At 56.7% G+C, this 21,791-nt stretch carries 19 protein-coding genes and 2 pseudogenes; 16 read left to right on the top strand and 5 right to left on the bottom strand.

The window, feature by feature from the left end:
• The first annotated feature begins 2 nt into the window (after window positions 1-2).
• The 6 genes from cofH (at window position 3) to AC0L7S_RS06115 (ending at window position 7,246) form a co-directional block, all read left to right on the top strand.
• Window positions 3-1,523, top strand: a complete 1,521-nt coding sequence (gene cofH, locus AC0L7S_RS06140) for a 5-amino-6-(D-ribitylamino)uracil--L-tyrosine 4-hydroxyphenyl transferase CofH (RefSeq protein WP_473473540.1) — start codon at window positions 3-5, stop codon at window positions 1,521-1,523.
• A 130-nt stretch (window positions 1,524-1,653) separates the two neighbouring features.
• Window positions 1,654-3,150, top strand: coding sequence for a pyridoxal-phosphate dependent enzyme (locus AC0L7S_RS06135; protein WP_473473539.1), 1,497 nt, complete (start codon window positions 1,654-1,656; stop codon window positions 3,148-3,150).
• Between the two features lie 35 nt (window positions 3,151-3,185).
• Window positions 3,186-4,151, top strand: a complete 966-nt coding sequence (locus AC0L7S_RS06130) for a CoA transferase subunit A (RefSeq protein WP_473473538.1) — start codon at window positions 3,186-3,188, stop codon at window positions 4,149-4,151.
• Window positions 4,144-4,914: a CoA-transferase subunit beta gene (locus AC0L7S_RS06125; RefSeq protein ID WP_473473537.1), complete on the top strand. Its 771-nt coding sequence runs from the start codon at window positions 4,144-4,146 to the stop codon at window positions 4,912-4,914. Before AC0L7S_RS06130 ends, AC0L7S_RS06125 begins: the two co-directional genes overlap by 8 nt.
• A 24-nt stretch (window positions 4,915-4,938) precedes the next feature.
• Window positions 4,939-5,892 (top strand): LLM class flavin-dependent oxidoreductase, encoded by a 954-nt coding sequence (locus tag AC0L7S_RS06120; RefSeq protein WP_473473536.1) that lies wholly within the window; start codon window positions 4,939-4,941, stop codon window positions 5,890-5,892.
• A 76-nt stretch (window positions 5,893-5,968) separates the two neighbouring features.
• Entirely contained in the window at window positions 5,969-7,246 is a 1,278-nt protein-coding gene (locus tag AC0L7S_RS06115; protein WP_473473535.1) for an ArgE/DapE family deacylase, read from the top strand.
• Between the two features lie 142 nt (window positions 7,247-7,388).
• Here AC0L7S_RS06115 and AC0L7S_RS06110 read toward each other — a convergent pair whose 3' ends face one another.
• Window positions 7,389-7,889: an Lrp/AsnC family transcriptional regulator gene (locus AC0L7S_RS06110; protein WP_473473534.1), complete on the bottom strand. Its 501-nt coding sequence runs from the start codon at window positions 7,887-7,889 to the stop codon at window positions 7,389-7,391.
• A gap of 102 nt (window positions 7,890-7,991) precedes the next feature.
• Between AC0L7S_RS06110 and AC0L7S_RS06105 the strand changes: the two genes are divergently transcribed.
• Window positions 7,992-9,185, top strand: coding sequence for a diaminopropionate ammonia-lyase (locus AC0L7S_RS06105; RefSeq protein WP_473473533.1), 1,194 nt, complete (start codon window positions 7,992-7,994; stop codon window positions 9,183-9,185).
• Window positions 9,186-9,207: 22 nt separating this feature from the next.
• Here AC0L7S_RS06105 and AC0L7S_RS06100 read toward each other — a convergent pair whose 3' ends face one another.
• Both AC0L7S_RS06100 and AC0L7S_RS06095 read right to left on the bottom strand, forming a co-directional pair.
• Entirely contained in the window at window positions 9,208-9,684 is a 477-nt protein-coding gene (locus tag AC0L7S_RS06100; protein WP_473473532.1) for a UTRA domain-containing protein, read from the bottom strand.
• Window positions 9,638-9,973 (bottom strand): GntR family transcriptional regulator, encoded by a 336-nt coding sequence (locus AC0L7S_RS06095; RefSeq protein WP_473473531.1) that lies wholly within the window; start codon window positions 9,971-9,973, stop codon window positions 9,638-9,640. The genes AC0L7S_RS06100 and AC0L7S_RS06095 overlap by 47 nt, the downstream gene beginning before the upstream one ends.
• Before the next feature lie 313 nt (window positions 9,974-10,286).
• Between AC0L7S_RS06095 and AC0L7S_RS06090 the strand changes: the two genes are divergently transcribed.
• The 9 genes and pseudogenes from AC0L7S_RS06090 (at window position 10,287) to AC0L7S_RS06050 (ending at window position 19,462) form a co-directional block, all read left to right on the top strand.
• On the top strand, window positions 10,287-10,478 hold the full coding sequence (locus AC0L7S_RS06090; protein ID WP_473473530.1) for a hypothetical protein: 192 nt from the start codon (window positions 10,287-10,289) through the stop codon (window positions 10,476-10,478).
• Window positions 10,415-10,636: pseudogene (locus tag AC0L7S_RS06085) on the top strand (NAD(P)(+) transhydrogenase (Re/Si-specific) subunit alpha); the annotation flags it as partial. The gene AC0L7S_RS06090 and the pseudogene AC0L7S_RS06085, both read left to right, overlap by 64 nt.
• Window positions 10,637-10,666: 30 nt before the next feature.
• On the top strand, window positions 10,667-11,425 hold the full coding sequence (locus AC0L7S_RS06080) for a Rossmann-fold NAD(P)-binding domain-containing protein (protein WP_473473529.1): 759 nt from the start codon (window positions 10,667-10,669) through the stop codon (window positions 11,423-11,425).
• Between the two features lie 151 nt (window positions 11,426-11,576).
• Window positions 11,577-11,888, top strand: a complete 312-nt coding sequence (locus tag AC0L7S_RS06075; RefSeq protein ID WP_473473528.1) for an NAD(P) transhydrogenase subunit alpha part 2 — start codon at window positions 11,577-11,579, stop codon at window positions 11,886-11,888.
• Complete coding sequence (locus tag AC0L7S_RS06070) at window positions 11,885-13,270, top strand: NAD(P)(+) transhydrogenase (Re/Si-specific) subunit beta (protein WP_473473527.1); 1,386 nt, start codon at window positions 11,885-11,887, stop codon at window positions 13,268-13,270. Before AC0L7S_RS06075 ends, AC0L7S_RS06070 begins: the two co-directional genes overlap by 4 nt.
• A gap of 357 nt (window positions 13,271-13,627) precedes the next feature.
• Window positions 13,628-15,991, top strand: a complete 2,364-nt coding sequence (locus AC0L7S_RS06065) for a xanthine dehydrogenase family protein molybdopterin-binding subunit (protein WP_473473526.1) — start codon at window positions 13,628-13,630, stop codon at window positions 15,989-15,991.
• Window positions 15,988-16,827: an FAD binding domain-containing protein gene (locus AC0L7S_RS06060; RefSeq protein WP_473473525.1), complete on the top strand. Its 840-nt coding sequence runs from the start codon at window positions 15,988-15,990 to the stop codon at window positions 16,825-16,827. Before AC0L7S_RS06065 ends, AC0L7S_RS06060 begins: the two co-directional genes overlap by 4 nt.
• Window positions 16,824-18,059 carry a xanthine dehydrogenase family Fe-S subunit gene (locus tag AC0L7S_RS06055; protein ID WP_473473524.1) on the top strand — a complete coding sequence of 412 codons (1,236 nt, stop codon included), beginning with the start codon at window positions 16,824-16,826 and terminating at the stop codon, window positions 18,057-18,059. The genes AC0L7S_RS06060 and AC0L7S_RS06055 overlap by 4 nt, the downstream gene beginning before the upstream one ends.
• 127 nt (window positions 18,060-18,186) lie before the next feature.
• A pseudogene (locus AC0L7S_RS06050) lies at window positions 18,187-19,462 on the top strand (4-aminobutyrate--2-oxoglutarate transaminase).
• A gap of 171 nt (window positions 19,463-19,633) precedes the next feature.
• Here the strand turns inward: AC0L7S_RS06050 and AC0L7S_RS06045 are convergent.
• Both AC0L7S_RS06045 and AC0L7S_RS06040 read right to left on the bottom strand, forming a co-directional pair.
• Entirely contained in the window at window positions 19,634-20,704 is a 1,071-nt protein-coding gene (locus AC0L7S_RS06045) for a quaternary amine ABC transporter ATP-binding protein (protein ID WP_473473523.1), read from the bottom strand.
• Window positions 20,701-21,732 (bottom strand): ABC transporter permease, encoded by a 1,032-nt coding sequence (locus AC0L7S_RS06040; RefSeq protein WP_473473522.1) that lies wholly within the window; start codon window positions 21,730-21,732, stop codon window positions 20,701-20,703. The genes AC0L7S_RS06045 and AC0L7S_RS06040 overlap by 4 nt, the downstream gene beginning before the upstream one ends.
• Between the last annotated feature and the right edge of the window lie 59 nt (window positions 21,733-21,791).

The following is a 21,791-nucleotide window of genomic DNA, read 5'->3' as shown; positions in this document are numbered from 1 at the left end:
GCGTGCTTACCCAACTGGTCTGTGCCGGTATCAACGACTGGGGCGGTGTGTCGCCGGTGACCCCGGATCATGTCAATCCGGAAGCGCCATGGCCGCATCTACGCGAACTTGAAACAGCCACTAAGACCGCCGGTAAAACCCTCGTCGAACGGCTCGCAATCTATCCAGCCTTCGCTCGTGACGCGCTGCGTTGGGTCGATCCGAAAATGCGGGCGCCATTCTATAATTTCGTTGATGCCGATGGGCGCCCGCGCACGGATGGTTGGTGCCCCGGGCGCGCCGATGCGCTGCCGCTGGCCGATATTGCATTGCTCAAGGCTCCCGCCGGCGCGCCAGTGTCGAGCGACATCGCGTCGATCCTCGTCAAGGCGGCGAGCGCCAAGCCACTAGTCGAGGCCGACATCGTGCGGCTGTTTCGTGCCCGCGGGGCCGATTTTTCCGCTGTTTGCCGCGCGGCGGATGATCTGCGACGCAAGGTCAACGGCGATGTTGTCAGCTACGTTGTCACGCGCAACATCAACTACACCAACATCTGTTATTTCAAATGTCAGTTCTGTGCTTTCTCCAAGGGCAAACTCAGCGAGAATCTGCGTGGCCGGCCTTATGATCTGGAAATGACAGAAGTGGCCGAACGGGTACGCGAAGCGTGGGAGCGCGGTGCGACAGAAGTCTGCATGCAAGGCGGCATCCACCCATCCTATACCGGCAAGAAATATCTGGAAATCTGTGCAGCGGTGAAAGGCAGCGTACCGGCCATGCACATGCATGCTTTCTCGCCGCTCGAAGTCTGGCAGGGTGCCAAAACGCTCGGCATTCCCGTTGTCGAATTCCTGCGCCAGTTGAAGGAAGCCGGCCTTGATACATTGCCGGGAACGGCTGCTGAAATTCTCGATGATGAAGTGCGCGCGCTGTTGTGCGCTGACAAGATCAAGACCGATGAATGGCTTGACGTGATGCGCGCCGCCCATGGCCTTGGCTATCGTACCACCGCGACCATCATGTTCGGTCACATCGATCGCTATGAACATTGGGCCCGTCATTTGATCCGCGTACGCGATCTCCAGATGGAAACCGGAGGGTTTACGGAATTTGTGCCCTTGCCATTCGTCCACATGGAAGCGCCCATTTATCTCAAGGGCAAGTCGCGTCCGGGACCGACATTCCGGGAATCCATCCTGATGCATGCGGTGGCGCGCCTCGCCTTGCATCCGCATATCACCAACATTCAGGCCTCCTGGGTCAAGCTCGGTCCGGACGGCGTACGCCATTGCCTGAATGCAGGCGTCAACGATCTTGGTGGAACGCTGATGGATGAAAGCATTTCGCGATCGGCCGGTGCCAGCTATGGACAGGAAATGACACCGCCTGCAATGGAGGAAATCATTCGCACGTCGGGGCGTCTGCCGCGTCAGCGCAACACCATCTACGGCAACCCATCAACTCATGGCGGAGAACACGGACACGCGCATCTCCAGGACCAGATTGCGATGCCGGAGGTTCTCCAAAGCGCGCAAGCCAGCTGAATCTACGCGATAACCGCACGTTGAATCCGTGTGTGGGAATCTTCGTATCTCAGGCTAGTGTTACTAACATCAGTATGATAAGATTTTTAGAGCGCTGCATGAAGTGGCGAACAACTGACAGAGGTTGAAAATGGCAGCGCCAGATTTTGTGACCATGCCGGAAGTGACGGATGCGCAGACACGAAGCGCGGCCGTCAAGCGCGCCTGCGCGCGCGGCATCGCTCTGCCTACATTTGCCCAGCTTGCGGGTCGTGCCTCGATGCCCGCCGACATTGAACGGCGTCTCGAAGGTGTGGACCCGGATGCGCCGAGCGCCGAAAACCTGTGGCGCGTTCACTGGTATAACAGTCCTGACCGGCGCGGGCGCGTTGATGTTCCTGCTCATATCGTGTTGCCGCCAGCCCTGACTGGAGTGCGGGCGCCCATTGTCGTGTTGCTTGGCTCGCGTTTTCCCATGATTGGTGCTCACAAGGTTCTGCCTGCCTATGCGGGTCTGGTAACGCGCCTGGTAACCGGGCAGTTTGACCCTGATCACCATCGCGCCATTTGGCCGTCGACCGGAAATTACTGCCGTGGCGGCGTGGCGATTTCACGTATTCTCGGCTGCGACGGCGTCGCCGTTTTGCCAGAGGGCATGAGCCGCGAACGCTATGAGTGGCTCGAAAGCTGGATCGCGGATCCCTCTCATATCGTGCGTACCGTAGGCACGGAAAGCAACGTCAAGGAAATCTACGACAAGTGTCATGAACTGGCGGAAAATGAGGAAAATGTCATCCTCAACCAATTCTCCGCCTTCTCCAATTACATGGCCCATCATGCCTGCACCGGCGGCGCATGCGATCGGGTTTTCACGCATCTGCGCGACGCAGGCGGTGCGAACCGGCTCGCGGCCTTCGTGTCTGCCACCGGGTCGGCAGGAACCATCGCCGCCGGAGATCATCTGAAAGCAACGTTCGGAACCCGCATAGCGGCTGTCGAGGCGCTGGAATGCCCGACGATGCTTGAGAATGGCTATGGCGAACACAACATTCAGGGCATTGGCGATAAGCATATTCCGCTGATCCATAACGTCATGAACACGGACTATGTGATAGCCGTCTCTGATCGTTTCAGCGACAAGCTCAATCTGCTGTTCAACTCGCCGACGGGGAAAGCCTATCTGGCAGAGCGCCCGGATATAGCATCCGATCTTATAGAGGCTTTCGGTGAGGTCGGCATTTCCGGTCTCGCCAATATCGTCGCGTCGATAAAACTCGCACGTTACATGGATTACGGACCCGACGACGTCGTCATGACGATCGCCACCGACAGCGCACGTCTCTACACGACGGAGATGCAGGCTACAGAATCGAAATTCTATGCCAATGGCTTTTCGGCGACGGATGCGAGAATGGTCTTCTCATCCTGCCTTGAAGAGTTGTCGGACGAGCATGTCTTGGAACTCGGCCAGCCTGACCGCCGGCGTATTTTTAATCTCGGCTACTATAGCTGGGTCGAACAGCAAGATATTGCGCTGGAAGATTTCGACAGCCGCAAGAACCAGTCATTCTGGGACGGTATCGCTGCATCCATTCCCGCTTGGGATAAATTAATCAACGAATTCAACGCTGAAGTCGGCCTCAACTGACCGAGCGCGACTTATTGTTATGAAAGGAGACATGTGTGCTCGAAGCTGAGGTAAAACCTTACAAGCAGCTGAGGAACGAACTTTCCCAGCGCGACAGAAGCCTGCGCGAAAAGGTAATGTCGCTGGAAGAGGCTGCCTCACTTGTCCAGGATGGCATGCAGGTCGGCATTGGTGGCTCGACCATGTCGCGCACGCCTATGGCCATGATCTGGGAATTGATCCGGCAACGCCGCAAGAACCTTTCCTGCTCGCGTTGCATTGTTTCTACCGATGGCGATCTCCTGTTCGGGTCCGGTGTGTCTGATCACATCATTACCAGCTGGTTCGCCCAAGGCATCCTCTGGGGCCTTTCCAAAGTGATGCGTCACCACGTCGAGACGCAGGGCAAGCGTTATGACGAATGGAGCCATATGGGCGTCGGCATGCGGTTCCGTGCTGGCGGTATGGGGGTGCCGTTCATGCCGATGCGTCCGATGCTCGGCTCCGATGTCTTGAAGCAGCGCCCAGAGGCCAAGCAGATCGAGTGTCCGTTCACGGGCGAGCAACTTCTTCTGGTTCCTGCTCTCAATCCCGATGTTGCGATCATTCATGTTCAGCGCTGCGATGCTTATGGCAATGCCCAGATCGACGGGTTACAGTTCATGGATATCGATCTGGCGCTGGCCGCCAACAAGGTGATCCTGACCACCGAGCGTATCGTTTCCAATGACCAGATACGCCGTGCACCGGATCAGACGAAGATTGCGTTCTTCTGTGTCGATGCTGTGGTGGAAGTGCCTTACGGCTCAGCTCCGCATGAGTGCTACGGCCTTTATGAGCCGATGATGAAGCACATGGAAGCCTATGTGAAGCAGGTCAACGCGGACCCGGTCGAGGGCATGCGCGAATATCTCGAACGCTACTTCTATGCCCCGAAATCGTGGAACGAATATCTTTCCCTGATCGGCATGGATGAACTTCTCGAAGCAAGCCAGAAAGGTCGGAGCATCTACAATGACTGATAAGCCGCGCTATACCTCCGCCGAAATTCTGGCGATTCTGAGCGCGCGCCAGTTGCGCGACGGTCAGGTCGTATTCGCGGGCGTCGGCACGCCCTTGCTGGCAGCTACGCTTGCTCAACAGTTGGATTGTCCCGGCCTTACCATCCTGTTCGAGGGAGGCGTCGTTGGCGCATTCGTCGAGCCGGGCAAACTGCCGCCTTCCACCAACGATCAGCGCTGCACGAAGCGCGCCAATATGGTGTTGGGCAGCGCAGAAGTCTTGTTGCTGTTGCAACGCGGCTATGTCGACATCGGCTTCATGGGTGGAGCCCAGATCGATCAATGGGGCAATTTGAACTCGTCATATATCGGTGATCCGGCCACCCCCAAGACCCGGCTTCCCGGCACGGGTGGCGGCAATGACATTTCCAGCCTTACCAACATGATCGTTGCCATGAAGCACGAGAAGCGGCGGTTTGTGAAGAATGTGGATTTCATCACCAGTCCCGGCTTTATCCGGGGTGGCGATAGTCGCGCCGAAAGCGGTCTGCCAATGGGCGGTATGTATCGTGTGATTACCGAACTTGCGGTGTTCGGTTTCGATGATGAGACACGTCACATGAAAGTTCTTGCCCTCAATCCCGGCGTCACCCGCGAACAGGTTCAGGACAATACCGGCTTCGATCTCATCTTTGATGAGAAGCTGGCTACCACCGAACCACCCACCGATCTCGAGCTTACGCTGTTGAGGGCTCTCGATCCCGAACGGCTTTTCACAGCTTGATCTGATTCATCTGGAGAGAATTACATGACGAAATTAAGCAATACTTTTGGCATCGCCGCGCGCAATTTTACCGCGTATCCTGAAATGCCGAGTGCCAGGAAGCTGGTTGATTACGGCGTTCGGGTCGAGGAACTCGGCTACGATTCCGTATGGGTGTGGGACCATATGTTGCTCGGCGTCGACCCGAATTTTCCGATCATCGATTCGCTGACGGTTTTGACCGGCATTGCCGCGCGCACCACCCGCATCAAGATGGGCACAGGCATTCTCGTGCTTCCCCTTCGCAATCCGGTGGCGTTGGCCAAGCAATTGTCGAGCATCGACCAATTGTCGGATGGACGCATGGTCATGGGCATGGCGTCCGGCTGGTACAGGCGCGAGTTTGATGCTGTCGGCGTTCCATTCGAAAAGCGCGGCAAGATCATGGACGAAAACCTCGAGATCATGCGCCGCCTTTGGACCGAAGACCTGGTGACAGGCGAATACATGAACCACAAGATTTCCAAGGCGGTGATGTATCCCAAGCCTGCGCAGAAGCAGATCCCGATCCTGATCGGCGGTTATGTCGATCGCGTGTTGAAACGCGCTGCAACTGAAGGCGATGGCTGGCTGACTTATTTCTATCGCGCAGAGGACTTCAAGAAATCCTGGGCGAAAATCCGCAACTTCGCCACCGAAGCGGGAAAAGACCCTGATACGTTGCTCAACGCATCGCAGTTGCCCATCATGATTGGCCCGTCCAAGGCGGCCGTGCAGGATGATATGCTTGATTGGCTCAACAAGGAATGGGATTTTCCCGAGCACAGCGATTGCACCCGCGAAAGCGCAATCATGGGATCTGTCGATGAATGCGTGGAACAGTTGCGCGCGCACATTGATGCCGGCGTCCAGAAAATCATTTTCGTTCCCTACAAATATCAGATGGACCAGGTAGAAACGATCGCCCGCGAGATCATTCCTCGCCTCAAGGCGCTCTAGAACCATAAGCCATTACGTCGAGTGTCCGCGCTAGCGTGGGCACGCCAGACCATCACAAAGAATTCGGAGGCCCCTAATGAGTGATGCCAACCGCCAGAAGATACTCGACAAGATCGATGAACATCGGGATCAGGCGATCTCCTTTCTTCAGGAGATGGTCGCCATTCCAAGCGTTACCGGCGATGAAGCCGCTATTCAGAAATTCGTTTCCGGCTACATGGAAAAGATCGGCCTCGATGTCGACATGTGGGAAACGGATTGGGAAGCCTTGAAGAAACATCCGGGATACCGACCGGTGGATCGCGGCTATGAAAACCGCCCCAACATTGTCGCGACATTGAAGGGCACCGGCGGCGGTCGCTCACTGCTCCTCAATGGACACACTGACGTTATTCCCGTGGGAAATGGCGAAGGCTGGAGCGACAATCCCTGGTCGGCCAAGATTGAAAACGGACGTATTTACGGGCGTGGCTCCTGCGACATGAAGAGTGGTGTGGCCAGCCACATTCTCGCCGTCCAGTATCTCAAGGAACTTGGCCTGACACCGAAAGGCGACGTCCTGATCAATGTCGTCATCGACGAGGAGGTCAGTGGCCACGGCACACTCGATACTGTTATCCGGGGCTATAAGGCGGACGCGGGCATCTCCGGCGAAACCAGCGATCTTGCGGTCCAGCCTGCCTGTATTGGCCGCATCTGGTTCCAGATCGACGTTCAGGGCAAGCCTGCGGGCATCCAGCAGCGTTACATGGGTATCAGCGCCATCGAGTTGGGCAACAAGGTCGTCAAGGCAGTTCAGGAACTCGAAGACCATCGTGTTGCAACCGTCTCACACCCGCTCTACCCGAGCGCGATCGATTCACTTCCATGCATCATCGGCAGTTTCCAGGCTGGCAACTATCCCAGTGCTTTCCCGGCAAGCGCGGTGCTCAAAGGCAGCATTGGCACGGTGCCCGGTGAAGACCATGAAGGCGTCAAGCAAAGCCTTGTCGACAAGATTGCCAAGCTTGCAGCCGAAGACGAATGGATGCGTGATCATCCGCCGGTCGTACGTTTCGTTGGCTATGATGCGCAAGCTTCCGAGATTCCGCGTGATCATCCCATCGTCGATCTCGTCTCGAAGAACTTTACCGAACTGACAGGCAAACAGCCGGTGATCAGCGGTCGTCAAGGTGCTGCCGACACACGCTTCCTCAACCAGTATGCCGACACGCCCACTGTCATCTTCGGGCCCGGTTCCACCGCGGTGATGCACTCCGATGACGAGTATGTCTCGATCGATGATTATATTTCTTCGATCAAGGTTATGGCACTCTGCATCTATGACTGGTGCAATTCGCAGCCTGTCCGTTAAACCGGATTGAGATGGGGGTGATCTAAATTCACCACCATGTTAGATGATTGAAAATGGAGTCGGACTTGTTCCGGCTCCATTTTTACACACTCAACGGCCGCCATGTGGTGCCAAAGCCAGTTCGCAAAAATGGCACTTAATATTACTTCATGGCTGACTGCACTGGAACGGCCATACCTGCCCTGATCCTGTCCATGACAACCAGGGTGCGGAAGCGCTTCACATTGTCGTTCTCGAAGAACAGTTTGCGGGTCAGCGCTTCATACTCGCTCATCGAAGCCACGGTCAGAATGAGGATAAAGTCAGCTTCGCCTGTCACATAGTAACATTGCTGTACCTCAGGCGTATTTGAAAAGCTCTGCTTGGTTGCATCGAGCAGATCAAGCCGTTCGCTCTCGATTCCAACTTCCACGACGATGGTGATCGGACGGCCAACCCGTGCCGGGTCCACACAGGCAACATTGGCGGTGATGACCCCGTCCGCCTCAAGGCGTCGGATACGGCGATGAACCGCGGCAGCGGAAAGGTTGACCGCTTCGCCGATCAACCTCTGTGGCGTGGCGTTGTCGCGTTGTAGGATTTCCAGAATTGCCAGATCGAAGGCATCAAGACTGGAAGGCGTAACGGTGTGATTTCTTTGCAAAAGCACTCTCCGCGCAAAAATGTTTCATAAAACTCTCTCAAATAGAGCACAAATCACGGTTGAGATGCAATATTATTCTCTCAACGCAACAGGAATACCGCTATGTTTGTCTTGAACACCAACGCCGATCACAATTATCCGCTCGATCCGGTCGATGCCGAAACTCTGAGCGTTGAGGCGGCTCGCGAGGTCGAACGTTTCATGAGCTATCGCGAAAATCATAAACCAACACCACTTCATTCGCTTGGTGGGTTGGCGCGCCAACTTGGTGTGGGCGCTGTTCATGTCAAGGACGAAGGTTTTCGCCATGGCCTTGGTAGTTTCAAGGCGCTTGGCGGTTCTCATGCGGTAATCCGGCTGGTGCTTGAAGAAGCAAGCAAGAGGCTGGGGCGGCAAGTCGATATAGGTGAACTGAAATCGCCGCAGGTTCAGGAAGTAGCTCGCTCCATGACGGTTGGCTGTGCCACTGACGGCAATCACGGGCGTTCTGTAGCCGCTGGCGCGCAACTTGTTGGCGCAAAGGCTGCGATCTTCGTCCACTCGGGTGTTTCCGACGAAAGGGTGGCGGCGATTGCACGCTTTGGCGCGGAAATGATCCGCATTGAAGGCACCTATGATGACTCTGTTGCAGAGGCTGAACGCATTTGCCGCGAAAATGGCTGGCTCGTCGTATCCGATACCTCATGGCCGGGTTACGAGCGCATCCCCGCCATGGTCATGCAGGGCTATATGGCAATGCTGAACGAAGCCATGCGCGAACTGCCGCAACCGCCCACCCATATTTTCATTCAGGCTGGTGTTGGCGGTCTGGCTGCAGCGGTGGCTGGCTACTTCAAGGTTACCTATGGCAAGAAGCGTCCCCGTGTGATCGTCGTCGAGCCCGATCGTGCTGCCTGCATATATGCGAGTGCGCTGGCTGGTGAGCCAGTCAAGGTCGCGCATGGCGAGGAAACGATCATGGCCATGCTGGAGTGCTATGAACCCTCCCTCGTGGCATGGCGCGTGCTTAGCCGTGCCGCCGATGCCTTCATGACTATTGGCGAGGATGATGCTGCCGAAGCGATGCGCCGTTTGGCTCGCCCGCTGGATAGTGATCCGGCCATTGTTGCTGGCGAGAGCGGTGGCGCGGGTATCGCTGGGTTGCAGCGCGTGGCAGCCGACGAGGAACTGCGCAGCCAGCTTGGTCTTGATGCAACCGCTCGCATATTTGTCATCAACACTGAAGGCGCTACTGATGAAGGGCGATATCAGGCCATCGTCGGGGCGCCAGCTGCATCCATCCTTGCCGCTGCATGAATCCCTTTGGACGCGATGTGCTTTAGGACTTCCTGGAACGGCGCTTCCCGCCATTCTCAAGCAGGTCGATGCGAAGGGCGAAGCAGCTCTTGTGGTAGTGAATGTTGGCCACATAAATGGCTATGCCATTTTCATCCACCAATATCAGGCGGCAATCGGCAGTTGGTTCGCCAAGGCCGATCTTGAGTAAATCTGCGGTTTCAGGGTCGGCTACGCCTATCGTCACCGTCTGGTGGGCATGCGTAACCGTAACATCGTCCATCTCGGCAATGTTGGGCAGCGCAGCAACATGCGTGAACAGTTTGCGGCTCTTCGCGAAAATATGCTGGGCAAGATAGAGATTGACGACGGAAAACGGTTCGCCATTGTTGTATTGAACGCTTCTCAGGAAAGTGTACCCGTCCGCTGGCTGGCCTTCGCCGTCCGCCAATTCCGGTATCGGTGCGTTTTCTTCAATGTGTACGCGCTTGAGAACGTTTTCCTTGATCGAAGCGATCATCAGAATCGAAATCGGTGGCAAGATTGAGCCAGCGGTTGTGCTTGGGCTTTCCTGAAACGAAGGTGCCTCGGCCCTGCTGGGCGTCCAGAAGCCCCTCTTCCCTTAGCAGTTCGATCGCTTGGCGAATGGTAACGCGCGCCACTGCGAATTCTTGTTCAAGCTCCTCCAGCGTCGAAATCTTGTCACCTTCGAGCCAAAATCCCGTGTCGATACGCTGTCGCATGACGGACGCCACCTGAACATACAGGGGAACCCGGCTGCGGTCATAGATCGATGCAAGTTTGTTCATCATACCATCTTATGGCAAATAGAGTGACTTGACCAGTCGCATCTCACGCCATCACCGGAAAGTTGCCGGTCTGTGCTGTGCACGGGTTGTCCCTGAAAATATCACTTGGAGAAGTCCTGACGCAGAGGAAGCACCATAGCAATTCCACGGCCTGTAGGGAAGAGAATCGATTTCGTGGAAATGTCAAATGATTCTATCTTACTATAAATAGGTTGACTTGATTGAAGCGCCGCCGCATTGTGCGAGTGGACGTAAGGTCAACTGGTGGCATGCACCGGGTCTGTCGTCCTGCCAATTTCAGGAGAATATGGTCATGCATATTGCGGTTTTGTCCGACGCGGTGACCGACGCGCGGGTTGCAGTTACACCAGAGACGGTCAAGAAATATGAAGCGCTGGGTGGCAAGGTATCTGTCCAGGGGGTGCGGGCGGTGGAGCCGGCATATCCGATGGAGATTTCGAAGACGCCGGTGCCAATCTGGTTTCCGATGCATCTGCACTTGTGAAAGATGCCGACATCGTATTGTCAGTAAAGCGCCCCAACAGCGATGCAATTCGCGCCTGCAAGCCGGGGGCGATCGTCATTGCCACGATGGACCCGCATCGGCCCGAGGCAGCATTGGACGTCATGGCGAGTTCGGGAATTTCCGCCTTTGCCATGGAACTGATGCCACGCATTACCCGTGCGCAAAGCATGGACGTTTTGTCCAGCCAGGCAAATCTGTCCGGCTACCGCGCTGTCATTGATGCTTCGGCCGAATATACCCGTTCATTGCCGATGATGATGACGGCTGCCGGAACCATCCCCGCCGCCCAAGTTTTCGTGATGGGTGCCGGAGTTGCCGGACTTCAGGCCATCGCGACTGCCCGCCGTCTGGGCGCGGTTGTTTCCGCAACCGATGTTCGCCCCATCGTCAGGGAACAGGTCGAATCGCTAGGCGCAAAATTCATTGCCGTCGATGACGAAGAATTCAAGGCGGCGGAGACATCGGGCGGTTACGCCAAGGAGATGTCGCGTGAATATCAGGCCAAGCAGGCCGAACTGGTCGCCACGCACATGCGTCGACAAGATATCATTATCACCACGGCTCTCATCCCGGGACGCAAGGCACCGCAACTGGTCACCCGCGCGATGATTGATTCCATGCGCGCTGGCTCAGTGCTGGTCGATCTGGCTGTCGAGCAGGGTGGCAATGTTGAGGGCTCAAAGCCCGGCGAGATCGTAGTCACATCACGAGGCGTCAAGATTATCGGCAATTCTACCATTTCACGGGTCGCCGCGACCGCTTCAAATCTCTACGCGCGCAATCTTTACAGCTTCGTCACGACGATGGTCGATCAGGCAACGCCTGGTCTGGCCGTCGACTGGGAAGATGAATTGGTCAAAAGCACCAATCTCACCCGCAACGGTGCCATCGTCCATCCGGCATTTCTCGGGTCGAAACAGAACTGACCGGCACTGACAACGGGCCAGGCACTGCAAACGAACGTTGCCGTTGTTGCGGTGACAGCACCACAAATTCAACCTTCACTTCCTGCGCATATTCGCGTCGGCACAGCATTTTCGTGCCGCTTGAAGTGTCATAATCTTATAAAGGGTCGTCATGACTTCCACAGCTGTGATTCAGCTTTTTGTTTTTCTGCTCGCCGGCTTTGTCGGCTTCCAGACCATAAGCCGCATTCCTCCCCTTTTACATACGCCGCTAATGGCCGCGACAAACGCGATTTCCGGTATTTCACTCGTCGCGTCTCTCGTTCTGGCGGGTTCCCAGCAAGGCGTGCTCAACACCGTGCTCGGAACTGTCGCTGTCGCCTGCGCGATGGCCAACGTCGTCGGCGGTTTCCTCATAACTGACCGCATGCTGGCGATGTTTGGTCAAAACAAGGGAGCGCGCAATGGCGCTGACCAGCAATGACCGAGATTTTCATCCAACTGGCCTATTTGCTGGCGGCGACCTTTTTCATTCTGGCGCTACGTTCTCTTTGTCATCCCGATACGGCACGACGAGGCATGCGCATGGCCGCTCTGGGCATGTTGATTGCCATCGCTGCAACACTTCTGCATCAACGCATCGTCACGTATGAATGGCTGGCCGTGGGTGCTTTTGTCGGCGCGGTGATAGGCTACCCGCTTGGTATGTGGGTGCCGATGACGGCCATGCCGCAGCGCATTGCCTTTAGCCATGCTTTTGGCGCGATTGCAGCCACGCTTGTCGGCATAGGTGAGTATCTACACAGTTACAAAATACTGGATCTTACCGGCGGGCATACTTTGGCGCTGGGCTTCGAGGTATTCTTTGGCTCGCTGACCGTCACCGGCAGTTTGATGGCTTTCGGTAAGCTGCAAGGCATACTCCCGGGCCATCCTGTGACTTACAAAGGGCAGAATGTCTTCAATCTGTCGCTATTCGCGATCGGTGTTGTCAGCCTCGCTTGGCTGGTCTTTGCACCATACAGAATGGAGCTGTTCATCGCGATTGCGCTCATCGGCGCCATCGTCGGCATCCTCATGGTGATGCCGATAGGCGGAGCCGACATGCCTGTTGTCGTTTCCCTGCTCAATTCCTATGCCGGCTTGGCTGCTGTCGCGACCGGATTTGCCATCGACAACAACATCTTGATCGTGGTCGGTGCGCTCGATGGTGCTAGTGGCTTCATCCTGTCGATTGCCATGAGCAAGGCGATGAATCGCTCCTTTTCCAATGTCCTTTTCGGCGCATTCGGTTCTGCCGGGAGCATTGAAGCAGCCGAATCCAGTGTCGGCGGCGAGATGGTGCCGATTGAGAGCGATGACGCAGCATTGCGTCTGGCATTTTCCCGGCGCGTCATCGTCGTACCCGGTTACGGGCTTGCAGTCGCGCAAGCGCAGCATCAGGCACGCGAACTCACGGATCTTCTGGAAAAGCGAGGCGTGGATGTTCGTTTCGCCATTCATCCCGTTGCCGGGCGCATGCCCGGTCACATGAACGTACTCCTGGCAGAAGCCGGTATCTCTTACGACAAGCTCGTCGATCTGGAAGATATCAACGAGCGTTTTGGTGATGCGGATGTCGCACTTGTCATTGGCGCAAATGACGTGGTCAACCCGGCTGCGCGCACCAACAAAGCCTCACCGATTTATGGCATGCCGATCCTTAATGTTTCGGATTCCAAAAGTGTCATTGTCCTGAAACGGGGCAAAGGCGCGGGCTTCTCGGGTGTCGAGAACGATCTCTTTGTTGCTCCCAAAACCTCCATGCTGTTCGGCGATGCCAAGCAGTCGCTGATGAAACTGGGTGCGGAGGTAAAGTTGGCTTAGTGCATGTTGCCCAAAAGTGTGCAGCGGTTTTTCAGACAACGACATGCACAAAAACAAAGGCTTAAAGTACTCTGCATGAATCCCTTTAGACACAGCGCTTTAGATCGAGGGCTTCATCGTTCCCGATCTTGTCCAATGGGGAAGTTGCTCAGGCTTCCCTCCGGCATCAGCCCGCACTGGCAAGCTTTTAATTCCAGTGCGGGCTACAGTGATGTCATATTTATCCGACACAAAGGGAGCGTCGGATAGAAAAATCTTGTTATCATCCTAGAAATAGGATGATATAGATCGCGACAGCTAATCACTTCATTGCTGGTGCTGGCAAAAACCTTTCCGTGAGGCAAGAGGAGAACGGACATGACTAAGCAGGGCGTTGGTGCCTCTATGCCGCGAAAGGAAGATGACCGCTTTCTCCGTGGTCGCGGCCAGTATGTGGCCGACATTCGCCTCGCTGGCATGAAGGACGTAGCCTTCGTTCGCTCCCCGCTCGCTCACGCCAATATTGGTGAAATTCGCATTCCCGAGGCCTATAACGGCAAAGTATTCACCGCTGCCGACATCAAGGACGTGAAGCCGATCGTCGCAGTGACCGCCTTGGCGGGGTTCAAGGTGTCGGAACAGCCCGTGCTGGCTGTTGACAAGGTACGCCAGGTCGGCGAACTGATCGCTGTGTGCGTCGCTGACTCACGCGCCAAGGCCGAGGATATTGCTGCGGCTGTCGAGGTTGATCTGGAGGAATTGCCCGCCGTCCATGACATGCTGGCGGCGCGCCTGCCTGACTCTGCATTGTTGCATGAGCATTGGGGTGACAATGTTTTTCTGGAGACGTTTGTCGACGTCAATATGGAAGCAGCCTACGACGCTCCCATCAAGATAACCCGCGAAATTTCTACCGCGCGCCAGTGCATGGCCCCAATGGAAGGTCGCGGTACAGTCGCCTATTGGGATAAGCGGCTGGAGCAGCTTGTTCTTTATACCGGCACACAGATTCCGCACATCATGCGTACCGGGCTTGCTGAATGTCTGGGGCTCGACGAGATCCAGGTGCGAATTATTTCGCCCGATGTCGGTGGCGGCTTTGGCTATAAGGGCATCCTGCTGCCTGAGGATATTTGCCTTGGCTGGCTTGCCATGCAACTCGACCATCCGGTTCGCTGGCTTGAAGATCGGCGCGAGCATCTGACCGCCGGCGCCAATTGCCGTGAGCATCATTACAAGATCACCGCTTATGCCGATCTGGATGGCAAATTGCGCGGTGTTGAATGTGAGGCGACGGTCGATTCAGGGGCCTATTCGTCCTATCCGTTTTCCGCGTGCCTTGAGGGTTCGCAGGTCGCCAGTATCCTGCCCGGACCTTACGACTTTCCATCCTATCGCTGCCGCACATGGTCGGTAGCGACGAACAAATGCCCGATCCTGCCTTATCGAGGCGTGGCGCGAACCGGCGTATGCTACGCGATGGAACTGATGTTGGACGCGGTAGCGCGCGAGGCAGGTCTGGAACCGCATGAGGTGCGTTTCAAGAACCTGGTTCAGCCCGAGCAGATGCCGTTCGATAACATCACCAAAAAGCACTTCGATAGCGGTGACTATCCCGAGGCGCTCAGGCGCGGACTTGCCGCGTTCGATATTCCCGCAATCCGGGAGCGTCAGAAGCAAGGCGAACCCGATGGCCGGCTGATCGGCGTTGGCCTGTCCATCTATTGTGAGCAAGGTGCACACGGAACGTCGGTTTACGCCGGCTGGGGCATTCCCATGGTTCCCGGCTTTGAACAGGCAACCGCTCGCATGACGCCCGATGGCGGCCTCGAATTGCGCGTTGGCGTCCATTCGCATGGCCAAAGCATGGAAACCACCTTGCCGCAGGTCGCCAACGAAATTCTCGGCATCGACATCGCCAATATCAAGCTCGTCCATGGCGACACTGAATACACGCCCTATTCCACCGGAACGTGGGGTTCACGCTCGGCAGTCATGGCAGGCGGTGCTGTCGCAACGGCGTGCCGCGAAATTGCCGGTCTTGCCAAGGGTATCGGCGCGCATTTGCTGCAAACCGACCCCGATCACGTATCGCTTGTTGACGGCGCTGTCGTTGGTCCAGCAGGCAGCGTCACCATGCAGGAAATCGCCCATGTCTGGTATAGACGTCCGCAGGATCTGCCCTTCAAGGTTGATCCTCGTGGTCTGGAATCGACCGTCGGGTTCAAGCCGATTCGCGACAGCGGCACGTTCAGCTATGCCGCCCATCTGGTGACGGTCGCCGTCGATCCCGAAATCGGCGACATCGAAATCCTTGATTACCTGATCGTCGAGGACGGCGGAAAACTGATCAATCCTATGGTCGTCGATGGTCAGATTTACGGAGGGCTGGCACAGGGCATCGGTACCGCACTTTATGAAGAAATGAACTTCGATGCGTCCGGCCAGCCCTTGGCATCAACCTTCGCCGACTATCTCCTGCCGGGGCCAACGGAAGTCATCGCACCTAAACTTGATCACATGGAAACGTTATCTCCCTACACTGAATTTGGCGTGAAGGGCTTGGGCGAGGGTGGCGCTATTGCACCTCCGGCGGCGATCGGCAATGCCGTCAATGATGCGCTCAAGTCGCTTGGTGTCGAACTCCTGCATTCGCCGATGACACCACGCCGCGTCCTTGAAGCCATTGCGGCGGCGCGGGCTCAGAGCGAACAGAAAGTGGCGGAAGGAACACCCGCGTGAAACCGGTCAATTTCGATTATGCCCGCCCCGCCGATGTCGGCGCGACCATCAAGCTGATTGCCGACGGCAGCTTGACGGTCAAGGTTGTCGCCGGAAGCCAGTCACTTGGTCCGATGCTCAATATGCGGTTGGTGCAGCCGGATTTGCTGGTCGACATCACCGGTATCGAGGAACTTCGGCAGGTGGAAGAGCAGTCCGATGAACTCATTCTCGGAGCTTGCATCACGCATGCCGATGTCGAAGATCGGCGTGTGCCCGATGTGACGAATGGAGCGATGCCGACCGTTGCCAACGGCATCGCCTACCGGGCGGTACGCAATCGCGGTACACTCGGCGGTAGTCTTACGCACGCCGATCCTTCTGCCGACTGGCACTCGATCCTGTCAGCCCTTGGTGCCAGGGTCACCTTGCGCGGGCCTTCGGGCAGCAGAACAATTCCGGTTGAGGCCTATATGCTTGGTGCGTTGGAAGCCGATCTGCAACCCGGCGAGATGATGGTGTCATTGTCGGTGCCGAAGTTGAGCCGGTCTGCGCGCTGGGGCTACTACAAGAGTTGCCGTAAGACCGGCGAATTCGCCCACTCCATTGGCGCATTTCTCACCGATCCCGATCGCGGTGTCAGCCGCGCGGTTTTCGGCGCAACCGAATCCCGGCCGATTGTTGTCACCGAGGCAAGCAGCATCATCGGGGACGGACGTGCGCAACATCCCGACCAGATATTTGACGCTGGTGCTGCAAACGAACTGATCGAGGCGGCGGGAATGGCCGACCAGATCGACCGGCAAACCCATGTCGTTGCACTACGGCGCGCTATCGAACGAGCAAATTCAGCATGAATACTGTCAATCTCACCGTCAACGGAAAGCCGGTAGCCGCTTCTGCAGAACCGCGTACCCACCTGGCTGATTTCCTGCGCGAAACCCAAAACCTGACCGGCACGCATCTGGGTTGCGAACATGGCGTATGCGGCGCTTGCACGCTTTTGGTGGATGGCGTGCCAACACGCTCCTGCATCACTTACGCCGTTGCCTGTGAAAAAGCCGAAGTGACAACCATCGAAGGCTTGGATGACGACGAAATCGCCACCGAATTGCGCGCCGCCTTTACCCGCGAACATGGCCTGCAATGCGGATATTGCACGCCCGGCATGATTGTCTCCGCCCGAGATGTCGTGCTTCGCATGGATGCTCCCTCGGAGCATGGCATTCGCGTAATGATGAGCGGAAATCTATGCCGCTGCACCGGTTATGTCGGCATCGTGCGCGCCATACAGAGCGTGATCAAGGACCGGCGCGCGCGTGGTGTCGCAGCCATTCCCGAAAGCGCCCGAACAGCTCTTGGACCGTCCGGTTCGGGGCACGCTCTCTCCACTTCGGCTTCTGTTGATGCCGCATCGCAATCTCGCGCCGCACAGTCGTCAAACGCATCGGTTTCTGCGATTGCGTCGGCGGCTCCTGCCAAAAGCCGGGACAAAAACTGGAAACCGCAAACAACCTTTGAAGAAAGCTTCACGGTTGCGCATCCGGTCGATGTTGTGTGGAATTTCTTCGGAAATGTCGGTGAGGTCGCCTCCTGTCTTCCCGGCGCTTCGCTTGCCGGTGAACCGGTGGATGGTCATGTCGAAGGGCAGATCAAGGTTAAGGTCGGCCCGATTTCGGCGGAATTTCAAGGTGTTGCTGACGTGACTCGCAATGAGGCGACACGGACCGGGACTATTGACGGCAGCGGCAAGGATAAACGGAGCAATTCTGCAACGCGCGGCCTGATCGGCTACGAGGTCAAGCCGGCAGACAAGCCCGACGAAACGCGAGTCAACGTCAATATCGGCTTTACGCTGACCGGTGTTTTGGCTCAGTTCAGCCGGTCAGGATTGGTGCAGGATGTGGCTGGTCGTTTGATCGCGGTATTTGTCCAGAATCTTGAGGCGAAGCTTGCTCATCAAGCTGGCGGCGGCGCAACGTCCGATGCACCTGCGGTCGTCACGGAAATGGACGCGGGTTCGCTGATGTCTTCCATTTTCAAGGCTCGCATCAAGCGTTTCTTCGCCAGATTGTTTGGCCGTGGCTAAACCGACCTCGCTTAAATCAGGCCCCCTCGCTTAAATCAGGCCCAATGAATAGGGCCTGCTGCAAGCTTGTGGAAAATATGAGATAACGCCAGAACAACAGCCGGTTTCTGTGTCTGGAGGCATTGCCATGAATAATTCGGCCATATCCGATCGCAAGAACGCGTCCATTTCGCGTGGTGTCGGCATGACGACGCAGATTTTTGCGGATCGTGCCGAGAACTCGGAAATCTGGGATGTCGAAGGTCGTCGCTACATTGATTTTTCGTCCGGCATTGCTGTTCTCAACACCGGTCATCGTCATCCGCGCGTTATCGAAGCTGTCAAGGCGCAACTCGACCGTTTCACCCATACCTGCCATCAGGTCGTTCCTTACGAAAACTATGTCCATCTGGCCGAACGGCTCAACGGCTTGTTGCCCGGCAAGTTCGACAAGAAGACCATCTTTGTCACCACCGGTGCCGAAGCGGTGGAAAACGCCATCAAGATCGCCCTGCAACGCAACTGGGCGTCAGGCTGTCATTGCCTTCGCCGGAGGGTTTCATGGCCGCACATTCATGGGCATGGCGCTGACCGGCAAGGTGGTACCTTACAAGGTCGGCTTCGGCGCCATGCCGGGCGATGTTTTTCACGCGCCATTTCCGGTTGAACTGCATGGCGTTTCGGTTGCCGACTCGCTTGCAGCACTTGATCGTTTGTTCAAGACCGACGTCGATCCTGCACGCGTTGCGGCGATCATCGTCGAACCGGTGCAGGGCGAGGGCGGCTTTTATGAAGCCCCGCGCGAATTCATGAGCGCATTGCGCAAGGTTTGCGATCAGCACGGAATCCTGTTGATCGCAGATGAGGTACAAACCGGGTTTGCCCGAACCGGCAAGATGTTTGCCATGGACCATCATGAGGTCGCAGCCGATATCACAACCATGGCCAAGAGCCTTGCTGGCGGCTTTCCTCTTTCGGCTGTGACGGGACGGGCGGAACTGATGGATGCGCCCGCTCCGGGAGGGCTTGGCGGCACCTATGGCGGCAACCCTTTGGGCATAGCCGCCGCGCATGCCGTTCTAGATGTGATCGAGGACGAAAAATTGTGCGACCGCGCCGATAGCCTTGGTGCGCGGTTGAAACAACGCCTGGAATCGTTGCGTGATGACGTTCCTGAGATCGTCGATATTCGTGGACCGGGCTTCATGAACGCCATTGAATTCAACGATATCAGGCAAAAGACGCCTTCGGCTGAATTTGCCAACAAGGTCCGCTTGAAGGCTCTCGACAAGGGTTTGATCCTGCTCACCTGCGGTGTCTATGGCAATGTCGTGCGCTTCCTCGCACCCATTACCATTCAAGACGACATCATGACTGAGGCTCTCGACAAGCTTGAGGCTTCGATCAGGGAAGCGCGAGGCTGATACGGGGGCAGTCTTGGGCGCAAGGTTCACAACCGGAATATGTCGCTGCCACGACAATGGAAGCCTACCGGCAAGCTGGTCGTTCACAACAAGGTGCGCGCGTCGATCAGTGCACGATGAGCTGGATGACGGGGAAGATGGGTTCGACCAAGGACTTGCGTGATGTACCGGTCAAGTCTTGGCTTCGGCATGGCGCGGCACCAGCGCCCGGAATAGATCGGTCATTTTCAATTGGCCAACCGGGCGTCCGCCTTCGGTGACACTGAACACCACGCTGGCATCGCCCTGCGACGTTGCCAGCGCATCTTCCAGCGTCGCCTGCGAATCGATCGAAGGCCCGCCGCCGGTGCCCGGTACCATTACCGAACGCACCCGCAAGACACGGGCACGATTGATGTCGCGCACGAAGTTTTCGATATAGTCGTCGGCGGGGTTCAGTACGATGTTTTGTGGCTCTCCCTGCTGGACAATGCTGCCATCCTTCAGCACGACCAGATGGTCGGCCAGACGCAGCGCCTCATCAAGGTCGTGGGTGATGAACACAATGGTTTTATGCAGTTCGCGCTGAAGCTCGATCAAAAGCCCCTGCATATCGGTTCGGATGATCGGATCGAGCGCCGAAAAAGCTTCGTCCATCAGCATCACTTCGGCTTCCGAAGCTAGCGCGCGGGCGATGCCGACACGCTGCTGCATGCCACCCGAAAGCTGGCTGGGATAGTGCCCTTCGTAGCCGGCCAGGCCGACGCGATCCAGCCATTCGGCGGCGCGCGCCTTCGACGTTGTCGGATCATCGCCACGCACCGAAGGCACGGTGTTGGCGTTTTCCAAAACCGTGCGGTGCGGCAGCAGCGCGAATTTCTGGAACACCATCGACATGCGCTTGCGCCGGAGTTGTCGCAGATCTTTTTCCGATAGATGGGTGATATCCGCACCGTCCAGCAAGACTTGCCCGGCAGTCGGCTCGATCAGCCGGTTCAGATGCCGGATCAGGGTGGATTTGCCCGAGCCGGACAACCCCATGATGACCGTAACTTCACCTTCGCGCATATCGACATTGATATCGTGAAGGCCCAGCACATGATGGTATTCTTCTAAGAGCGTAGCTTTGTCCGTGCCGCTCTGCACGAGATCAACCATTGGCTCCGGGTTCGCTCCGAAAATCTTGTAAAGCTTGCGCACGGACAGCTTGATCGGCTTGTCGTCGATCATTGTGCCGCTTGCGTCCTGAGGCTCTCCCGTCATGACGATTGCACCCGCTGGATGCGCGCAAGCGCGGCCTTGCTGACCCGGTCAAGCAGGATCGCCAGCAAGACAATGCCCAGCCCTGCGACAAGCCCAACGCCCAGTTCCAGATTGTTGATTCCACGCAGCACCAATACCCCCAGCCCCGGTGCCGAGACCAGTGAGGCGATCACCACCATCGCCAGCGCCATCATGATGGTCTGGTTTACGCCAGCCATGATGTTCGGCAATGCCAGGGGGATCTCTACGCGCATCAGCTTTTGCCATCGCGTCATACCGAAGGCATCGGCCGCCTCGGTCACGTCCTTGTCTACCAGCCGGATGCCCAGATCGGTCAGCCGGATTACGGGCACGATCGCGTAGAGGATAATGGCGATACCATAGAGCCTCGATTCAGTGACGCTGAACAGGAAAATCAGTGGAATGAGATAGACGAATGTCGGCAGGGTTTGCAGCATGTCGAGGATCGGGATGGTGAATTGTCGTAGCCTGTTATTGCGTGACATCAGAATCCCGACCGGAATGCCCAGAACGATGCAGATCGTCGTACAGACAAAGATGATCGACAGCGTCTGGACTGCATAGGAAAAATGGTCGATCCCCGCCAGGAACAGCAGCGTCAGCGCCACGAAAACCGTCACGCCTCGCGACCGTCCGACCACATGCGCCAGTATCACGAGGCCGGGAATCAGGATGAACCAGGGAATCGACGGAAACAACCAGAGCGAGTCGTTGAGCGCCCAGCTTAGCGGTTGCGTGATGGGATCGAGGACCAGCCGCATGGAATCTTTGGCCGCAAGGAAGGCATTGGCAACGCCCGCGGTCATGTCGCGGGTTCGGGGCATGGCGCTGCACGCGGAGTTGAGTGTGTCGAGCGACGGAAATGGCAGGTTCCACCATGAACCGTCGTCAGTTTTCACTCCCGATTTTGCCAGAAGTTCGGCCATCGACATGGTCTTGGGTACGACACCGCCATCGCACCAATCGCGCAAGGCAAGGCTGTTGAAAATCCAGTCATAAGTCGCCACGCGACACTCCCCTTGAAGACCGGTGCTTCCGGCTCTGACGTATCACGCGGCGGCGACCA

The sequence above is a fragment of the Mesorhizobium sp. G2-6-1 genome, from assembly GCF_055809095.1.
The sequence above is the reverse complement of the archived record's forward strand: the minus strand, read 5'-3'. Positions and strand labels throughout refer to the sequence as shown.

Coding starts and splice junctions, on each gene's coding strand:
- AC0L7S_RS06065 (WP_473473526.1), top strand. CDS start 13,628: ATGACTAAGCAGGGCGTTGGTGCCTCTATGCCGCGAAAGGAAGATGAC.
- AC0L7S_RS06120 (WP_473473536.1), top strand. CDS start 4,939: ATGACGAAATTAAGCAATACTTTTGGCATCGCCGCGCGCAATTTTACC.
- AC0L7S_RS06115 (WP_473473535.1), top strand. CDS start 5,969: ATGAGTGATGCCAACCGCCAGAAGATACTCGACAAGATCGATGAACAT.
- AC0L7S_RS06095 (WP_473473531.1), bottom strand. CDS start 9,973: ATGAACAAACTTGCATCGATCTATGACCGCAGCCGGGTTCCCCTGTAT.
- AC0L7S_RS06075 (WP_473473528.1), top strand. CDS start 11,577: ATGACTTCCACAGCTGTGATTCAGCTTTTTGTTTTTCTGCTCGCCGGC.
- AC0L7S_RS06045 (WP_473473523.1), bottom strand. CDS start 20,704: ATGACGGGAGAGCCTCAGGACGCAAGCGGCACAATGATCGACGACAAG.
- AC0L7S_RS06055 (WP_473473524.1), top strand. CDS start 16,824: ATGAATACTGTCAATCTCACCGTCAACGGAAAGCCGGTAGCCGCTTCT.
- AC0L7S_RS06080 (WP_473473529.1), top strand. CDS start 10,667: ATGGACGTTTTGTCCAGCCAGGCAAATCTGTCCGGCTACCGCGCTGTC.
- AC0L7S_RS06135 (WP_473473539.1), top strand. CDS start 1,654: ATGGCAGCGCCAGATTTTGTGACCATGCCGGAAGTGACGGATGCGCAG.
- AC0L7S_RS06070 (WP_473473527.1), top strand. CDS start 11,885: ATGACCGAGATTTTCATCCAACTGGCCTATTTGCTGGCGGCGACCTTT.
- AC0L7S_RS06090 (WP_473473530.1), top strand. CDS start 10,287: ATGCATATTGCGGTTTTGTCCGACGCGGTGACCGACGCGCGGGTTGCA.
- AC0L7S_RS06100 (WP_473473532.1), bottom strand. CDS start 9,684: ATGATCGCTTCGATCAAGGAAAACGTTCTCAAGCGCGTACACATTGAA.
- AC0L7S_RS06125 (WP_473473537.1), top strand. CDS start 4,144: ATGACTGATAAGCCGCGCTATACCTCCGCCGAAATTCTGGCGATTCTG.
- AC0L7S_RS06105 (WP_473473533.1), top strand. CDS start 7,992: ATGTTTGTCTTGAACACCAACGCCGATCACAATTATCCGCTCGATCCG.